At 63.0% G+C, this 7,664-nt stretch carries 5 protein-coding genes; all 5 read right to left on the bottom strand.

The window, feature by feature from the left end:
- Positions 1-219 precede the first annotated feature (219 nt).
- On the bottom strand, positions 220-2,223 hold the full coding sequence (locus A6A05_RS17920) for a motility associated factor glycosyltransferase family protein (protein ID WP_068504216.1): 2,004 nt from the start codon (positions 2,221-2,223) through the stop codon (positions 220-222).
- A gap of 12 nt (positions 2,224-2,235) precedes the next feature.
- Positions 2,236-4,089: a tetratricopeptide repeat protein gene (locus tag A6A05_RS17915; RefSeq protein WP_068504215.1), complete on the bottom strand. Its 1,854-nt coding sequence runs from the start codon at positions 4,087-4,089 to the stop codon at positions 2,236-2,238.
- 28 nt (positions 4,090-4,117) lie between these two features.
- Positions 4,118-4,549, bottom strand: coding sequence for a flagellar biosynthesis regulator FlaF (locus A6A05_RS17910; protein ID WP_172822315.1), 432 nt, complete (start codon positions 4,547-4,549; stop codon positions 4,118-4,120).
- A gap of 162 nt (positions 4,550-4,711) precedes the next feature.
- Positions 4,712-5,581: a flagellin gene (locus tag A6A05_RS17905; protein ID WP_068504212.1), complete on the bottom strand. Its 870-nt coding sequence runs from the start codon at positions 5,579-5,581 to the stop codon at positions 4,712-4,714.
- Positions 5,582-5,905: 324 nt separating this feature from the next.
- On the bottom strand, positions 5,906-7,663 hold the full coding sequence (locus A6A05_RS17900; RefSeq protein WP_068504211.1) for a tetratricopeptide repeat protein: 1,758 nt from the start codon (positions 7,661-7,663) through the stop codon (positions 5,906-5,908).
- Between the last annotated feature and the right edge of the window lies 1 nt (position 7,664).

Here is a 7,664-nt window from a genome sequence, read left to right as displayed (position 1 = left end):
CAAGTCATGAAAAACGCTATTCTGATGCCGCACGGTGTTGCTCCAATTCGTGTCCAGGAGACGCGCCAAACGTCTGAACACGAGTAGAATCAACGCCGTGCACTCAGTCCACTAAATTAAACCGGACAGCAGTGGGCTTGACCCGGCCATCCATGGACCCTCGGGTCAAGCCCAAGGGTGACGACAGGAAAATCCGAGTCCACCAAACTCAGCCAGATTCTAGTAGGTCGTGCCCTCGACGGTCTGCAGGCCCTTGGTCCATTCCGGCTCGGGGCCGCCTTCAACCATGATGCGGGCTTCTTCCATCACCTGACGGCCATCGACCAGCATCTCTTCGTGCAGGGCCTTGAAGTCGTCGTAGAATTGCAGCGTGACCGCTTCGCGGGTCGCCGGGTCCTCGACCCGGTTGAGGAAGAAGCAGGCCAACTTCATCATCGCCATGGTCGAGCAGGCGAACATCGAGCCGATATGCCGGTAGTCCGGGCTTTTGTGCAGGTCGCGCACCAACGGCCACACCAGGCCATGGAACGCCATGAAGCTCATCTTTTCGGCCTTGGCGCGGTCGATCAGCGCCAGGATCGCCTCGCTGAACGCGTCCACCTCGGCCACGAAATCGGCCATGTCGAAGCGCTGAAGGAACTCGCCGGCCTTAAATAAGCGGGAATTGTCCCGAATCGAGGCCAAGATCGCCGCACGATCGAGGACCGGCCCCTTAAGCGCCAGCCCCTCGGGCACCAGTGGAAGGGCGCCTTCGATCAGGGCACCATCCGAGCAATTGAACGCCTTGATCGAGAAGCCCCGCAGCTTCTGCTCGATCATGTCGCGGCTCCAATCCAGGGTGGTGTCGGTTTCCACCTCGCCGCCGAAATTGCCCGGCACCGTGATGGTGGCCTTCGCCTCCTCGACCTTGTGCTTTTCCGCGGTGTAATAGGCGGTGTCCTTGGAATGATGCGTTTTGGCATCGCGCCAGCCGCAATCGAAGCCGAAGAAATACATCTCGCCGAAACCCAGCCGGGCCGCCACCGCGACCGCCGTGTTCGAGACGTTCGGACCCACCGCCGACATGATCGGGATACCCTCGGCCAGACATTTGGTCGAGACCGAGCTGTCGCGGAAGAAGAAATAGGCCTCGTCGAAAAAGGCCATCACCCGGGGATTGACGGTCACCGAGGAGATCAGCTTGATGCCGTCGAACTTGTCGCCGGGGAAAAGGTGCCGGTTCTTTTCCAGGATGTGATCCAGGAAGTCCTTCACCGCGACGACGTTTTCCAACTCGACATGATAATCGGGGATGATGCCGTGCTTCAGACAGATCTGCAGCGACGAGCCGCAGGAAAACACTACGGCATGGTCGCGCCATTCCTTGACGGTGGCGATCGCCTCGTCCACCGACGGGCCCGAGGCGATGATGAAGGCCGGAACGTCGGTGCGGGGGCGGAACGAGCCCTCGACCAGGTAATAATCGCACTTGTGCAGGTTGGTGATGGCGTTGCGGATCATCTTGCGCTCGTCTTCGTAATATCCGCGCGCCATGATGTGGCGGGGAAATTCGTTGACGGTGCGGCGATAGGCTTCGTCCAGCGCCCACAGCGGGTAATGGCGGAAGCAATAGACGCCATCCAGCAAGACGGTTCCGACTTCGGTGATCAGCGCGCCGATCTCGCCCGCCAGACGCCCGGGCTGCTCGGCTACGAACACATGAAGCGTGGTCTTGCGCGCTTCACACAATTGGTGAATTTCCTGCCAGTCGATGGCGTGACACGACATATCAAGAAACTCGCCGACCACTTCGGCGATGACCACATGCTCGACATCGACCGCCTCGATCAGCGACTTGAGGTGATAGCCCAGCCCGATGCCGAAGATCAGCATGAAGCCGGAGCGGACCACCGGCGCCGCCGGGATGACGTCAAGGCTGTGCGTGGCCATGGCGCGACGCAGATTGATATAGGACGCGCGCGACACCAGGCTATCAGAACTGAAGGAATTGGCGTCATAGCCGACTCGGGCGGGCTTTGCCAGGAAGGACTGCACCTGGGTGACCACGATGTCGCGGGCGTCACCGTTATAAAGGCGCTGATCGACGATCTGGATGTCTGTAGGAACGCCATCCGTAAAGATCGGCCGGATCGGCCCGGTGTTGCCGGTCAGCCGGCGGGCGAGATCCGGATAGTTCTCGCCCAGAAAAGCGACATTGGCGGCGTAACGATCACCCACCGGCATTCCTGCCCCCTTTTAGCCGACAGGCTGCTCGGCGAACAGCCCGTCGAGATGGGCCTCGAGACCGCGCACGAAAGCATCGACGTCGAATGGCGCCGAAGCAACGATGGCCGCGGCCCCGATGCGGCGATGGTTGGCCAGACGGTCAAGGTCCGACGCCCAGCGGCCCGCCAGGTCCACATACTGGTTGACGTCGCCGGCCACCATTGTTTCGCCGTGGCCGGTGGCACGCACCGAGGCGGCGAGGCTGGCGGCCCGACCGGTATCCATGGTCACCACAGGAATGCCGGCCCCCAGGGCCTCGCCATAGGTGAAGACCGGAAGCGACGGGAACGGCGCCAGGGCGACGTCGACCTGGCTCCAGAACTCGGCCGAGGTGGAGGAAATGATGTCGATGCGGTGGGCGACGCCGAAATTGCCGAACAACTCGACCAGATTTGCCGTGTGTGTGGGCTGCGAGAAATGTCCATCGTCACGCAACGCCAGAAGCGCGTTGGGGTTGGCCTGCAGCACCAGGCTCCAGGCCAGGGCAACGTCGGGATTGAAGTCCGCCAGCGACACGTCGGCGCCGAAGGTCACAGTGCCATCGTTGGCAGCTGCCGGCAGGCCGGCGGTAATGGCCCGCTCGGCGTTCAACAGATAAGGCCCCATGGGCAGGCTGGAACCGGCCAGCGTCCCGTGCGCACCGGGCAGCATCTCGCCGGTCGGCATGTTCAGCCAAGACAATTGGGCGCGGGCGGCGTTACGAACGTAAAGGCCGTGATGGGCCGGCGCCGCCAAGCCGTCGCAATCGATCAGGATATCGACACCTTCGCCGCGCACCAGCGCCGCCAGGGTCAGCTCATCCAACTGGCTGATTTCGCGCCAGCGCAGGAAGGAATTGCGGAAGGCCAGGTTGGCATTGTCGGCCAAATCGCCGGACCCGAAGCCGATGACGTTGAAGCGAGCACGGTCATGGCGCGCGGCGATCCGCCCGATCATGAAGCGAACCGCTTCGTCGGCGACGTTCGAACACAGATAGCCGACGGTCCGCCGCCCCCCGGCAGCCAATGGCGGCAAGGGCCGCACGACCTTGGGGATCTTGGCCATCACCAACTTGCGCCAGGATTCCAGGCAAGCCTGGTGACGACGGCCTTCGGCGTGGGGATGGTGCTCCCACGCTTCGAGCGCGGCCGCGTGAATGGCGATCGACGACGGCGCCCGCGCCATCGCCAAATCGTTACACGCCAGCGCGGCGTCGCGCTCGCCGGTGGCCATCAGGCTGCGCGCCAGCCGCGACAGCAAGGTCGCCGACTGGCCGCCCAGGGTCTGGACACTGCGCAGCACGCCGATGGCTTCCTCGTGGGCGCCGTCTTCCTCGAGCAGCGCCGACAGGAAATCCAGCGCATCGATGTCGTTGTTGGTGATCGACAGATGCTGTTCGACCAGGTTGCGGGCAGCCGGACGCATTCCGTTGCGCAGCGCCAGCTTGGCGCGGCGCAGCAACGGGCGTTCGCCGATATTGGCGAAGGCGTCGGCGAATTTCGGGAATTCCGGACCGAACAGACGCTCTAGAACGTTGCCGACCTTGCGGGTCGACGCAACCTTGGCATGGAACAGCGCGTCAGTCAGGCGGCCGACCAGGCAATTCAGAACCGCCAGCACTTCGTCGATGTCGCTCGGCACATTCGGCTGCTCGGCGACCCGTTCGAGCAACAGCAGCGACCGGGCCCAATCATCCTGGCGATAGGCGACGGCCGCCATGACGCAAACCGCATCCACCTGATTTTCCTGAATCCGCAGGTTGCGCTCGGCGATGTTGAGCGCTTCTTCGAGATCGGAGCGGTCAAGCGCGGCGGCGGCCTGCGCCAGAATGTCGTGGGCAACCATGAAACTCTCCACTTTCAGGAAAGAACGATCAGGCGCTGAAATCGGCACTTCCCGCCGGGGCGGCAGGCGGGTTCTCGCTTGAAGCGGGCTGATCGGCGGGCGTGGTGAACAAACCGGCGGCGATGTTACGATTGATGGTGATCAGAATCTCGGCCTTGGCCGGCACCGGGTCGGCGATGATATCGACGGTGGTCTTATCGACGAAATTGCACAAGGACAGCATGTTCATGCGCAAGTCCATCGGGACTTCGGTGTTGGGCGAGGTCAGCTCGGCCTGAAAAATGGTCCACAACCGCCAATTCAGACGAATCGCCGCCAGAAAGGCGCCTGGCTCGGCGTCGGGGCGCTGAGAGTCGGCGATCCGGCGCGCCGCTTCGGTCAAAGCCCATGCCTCGGTCAGGCGGGGATTTCCCGGCGCCGGAATATTGGAATAGCGGCCTTGGTTTGGCGGATAGCTCATCATTCCTCCTTGGCGCACGTGCCCTGCGCGTCTCTGGACTCCGTGATACCACCAATGAATTAACGGTTTGTGAAAGCGCAATAGCGCCAGAAAAGGAAAAGGCGGAAGAAGACAACAAGCCTTCTTCCGCCAATCCTAGACCTAACGACTACTTCGGTTAGATTAGCCGAAGAGCCTCAGGATACCTTGGTCCTGCTGACCGGCGAAGGACAGCGCCTGGATGCCGAGCTGCTGACGAGTCTGCAGCGACACCAGGTTGGCACCTTCTTCGTTCAGGTCGGCCAGGGTCAGCTTGTCCGCGCCTTCCTTCAGGGTATTCACATACGCCTTGGTGAAGTCCAGACGGGTCTGGAGCAGGGCGACGTTGGTACCCAGGGTCTTGCCGTTCGAACGCACGGTGGTCACCGCGCTGTCCATCTTTTCGATGATGTTGTCGAACAGCGACACGCTCGCCGAGATCGCCGACCAACCGGAGGTCAGACCGGTCACCGCGGTAGCGATCACCGTGGCACCGGCGGCGGTGAAGCCGACCATCGCCGAGAAGCGGTTGTCGGTACCACCAACGTCCAGGATGGCCGAGGTCTTTTCCGAGAACTGCACCTTCAGGTTGGCGCCGGTCGCGTTGATCAGGTTGAGGCCCTGGAACGAAGCGTCGTTCGACAGCGCGGTCAGCTGGGTCGCCAGGGTATTGAACTGCGAGGCCAGATCGACACGCTCGGCGGCGGTCGAGGACTTCGCGCTGAGCAACACACCCTTCATCTGCACCAGCAGCTTTTCAACCGCTTCGAGACCGCCGATGGCGGACTTGAGGCTGCTGATGCCCTGATCGATACCTTCCTTGCGGGACGTCAAGTCGGCCGCGCGGTCGGAAAGGGACTTGCCCTGGAAGTAGTTGACCGCGTCGTCAACGGCGGACGCAACGCGCAGGCCGGTGGACAGGCGGTTGTTGGTCCTGTTGACCAGATCACCGGTCTTTTGCAGGGTCAACAGATTGGTACGGATGGAGCTGGAGAGTGTAACGTTATCAGCCATGGCACAATCCTTTCTGGATTAGCTATTCGCCTTGAGAGCTCGGGCCCAGCTTTGCCGGGTCACTCGAGCAGAGAACCGCAGCAGCTCTCTGCTCGGTTACTTAAAACTATAACGCATCCCATTCCCGCCCGCAACGGCTTTTCGACTCGGGTTTCAAGCACCCCTCAAGGGCCCGCCAAGGCGCGAAAACCTTAACAATTCATAAACCGCTGCGCGGCGCGGTCGAGCGCAATATTCAAATCAGAACATCGCCCATATGATCGCAAAGATACTGCGCTATAAACAGAACGGTCAAGTCATCGTGGCGGGCGGCATAGTTATATACTATGAACGTGCGGACAAATATCTCGATATGATCTCGCGCTCAACCCGCTCCATCAGTTCAGACCAATCACCGCTTTGCGTTTGGCGGAACAGACGAGCCGACGGATACCAAGGGGAATCACTCCGCTCCTGCATCCACAGAAAGCCGTTACTGGGCTTCGACAGCAGCACCCAGACCGGCTTGGCCATGGCGCCGGCCAGGTGCACGACGCCGGTATCGACCGAAATCACCAGATCCAGCGCGGCGATGGCGGCGGCAGTGTCGGCAAAATCGGCCAAGCGCGGGGAAAGGTCGGTGACGCCGTCTCCCAATTCGGCGGCCTGCCCCGCCTGAGGCCCGACTTGCAGCGAGAACAGGCGGCATTCGGCGATGGCGGCCAACGGCGCCATATCGATGGCGCGGCACGAGCGGACCCGGTTGTCGCGCCGGCTTTCGCCGCCGGCCCAGACGATGCCGACCTTCAGCCCGGCCTGACCGGCGATGTCGGAGAAATCGGCGGAACCGGCCGGGGCCGACAGATAGGGGCCGGCCCGGCCCACCTGATCGATCGAGGGCCCCAGGGCATGGACCAGGCTCATCATCGGAAGATAGTAATCGGTCTCCGGCAGGGGATGGCCCAGGGCCACCACCTCGATCCGGGAATCCAGGGCCGACATCAGACGGGTAAGCCCGGCCCGGCATTCGAACACCACCCGGGCGCCGCGATCGGCCAGAAGGGGCAGGAAGCGGCAGAATTCGATGGCGTCGCCGAAACCTTGCTCGGCATGCACCAGGATCGAGCGGCCGGCCAGATCCTCGCCTTGCCACAACGGGCGGCCAAGATCGCGCACGAACGGCGCGAAGGTCGGCATCTTCCAGCGCCACTCATACTCCCGCCAGCCGTCGGCCCATTGGCCAGCCTGCAACGACACCAGGGCCAGGTTCCAATGCAGGTCGGGCGCGTCGGGGGCGCGGACCTGGTATTCGCGCAAGATCGAAGCGGCTTCGTCCAGGCGCTCAAGATCCTTGTAGGCGCTGGACAGGTTGACGGCAGCGGCGACGAAGCCGGGTTCAAGCTCGAGCACGGTGCGGAAGGCGTCGATCGCCTCGGCCGGCCGGCCGGCCGCCAGCAAGGCGTTGCCAAGATTGTAATATTTTATCGGAGCCGGGCTGAGCTCGATGGCCCGCCGGTAAAGCTTGACCGCCTCGTCCAACTCGCCGGCCGCCATCTGGGCGTTGGCCAGATTGTACCAGGCATCGGAATAGTCGGGCTTGAGGGCGATGGCCTTGAAATAGGCCTCGGCCGCCTCGGACGGGCTGCCCAGCGCGGCCAGGGCGTTACCGAAATTGTTGTGGGCCTCGGCCATGGCGCCGTCGATGACGATGGCGTTGACCGCGGCGTCGGCGGCCTGGTCGGCACGCCCCAGCGCGCACAGGCAGCTGGACAGGTTGCTGTAGGCCTCGGCGCTTTGCGGATGCAGGCTCACGCCCGTCTGGAAACAGGCGGCGGCCTCTTCCAGCCGGCCCTGGGCCTGAAGCGCGTTGCCCAGCCCGACATGGGGCGCGAACCAATCGGGCGCTGCCGCGATGGCCTGGCGGGCCAGGCTTTCGGCAAAGGCCGCCTCGCCGCCCATCAGGGACAGCACCCCCATCAGATGCAGGGCGTCGGCATTGTTGGAATCGGCCTCGAGCACCCGGCGATAGCACCGTGCGGCGTCGCCCAGCCGCCCCTCGGAATGGGCTAAGATCCCGGCCTGCAGTTCCGCTTCCAAATTCATC

Source organism: Magnetospirillum moscoviense (genome assembly GCF_001650635.1).
Lineage (GTDB): Bacteria > Pseudomonadota > Alphaproteobacteria > Rhodospirillales > Magnetospirillaceae > Magnetospirillum > Magnetospirillum moscoviense.
Note: the sequence above shows the minus strand (reverse complement) of the source record. Positions and strands in the feature narration are given on the sequence as shown.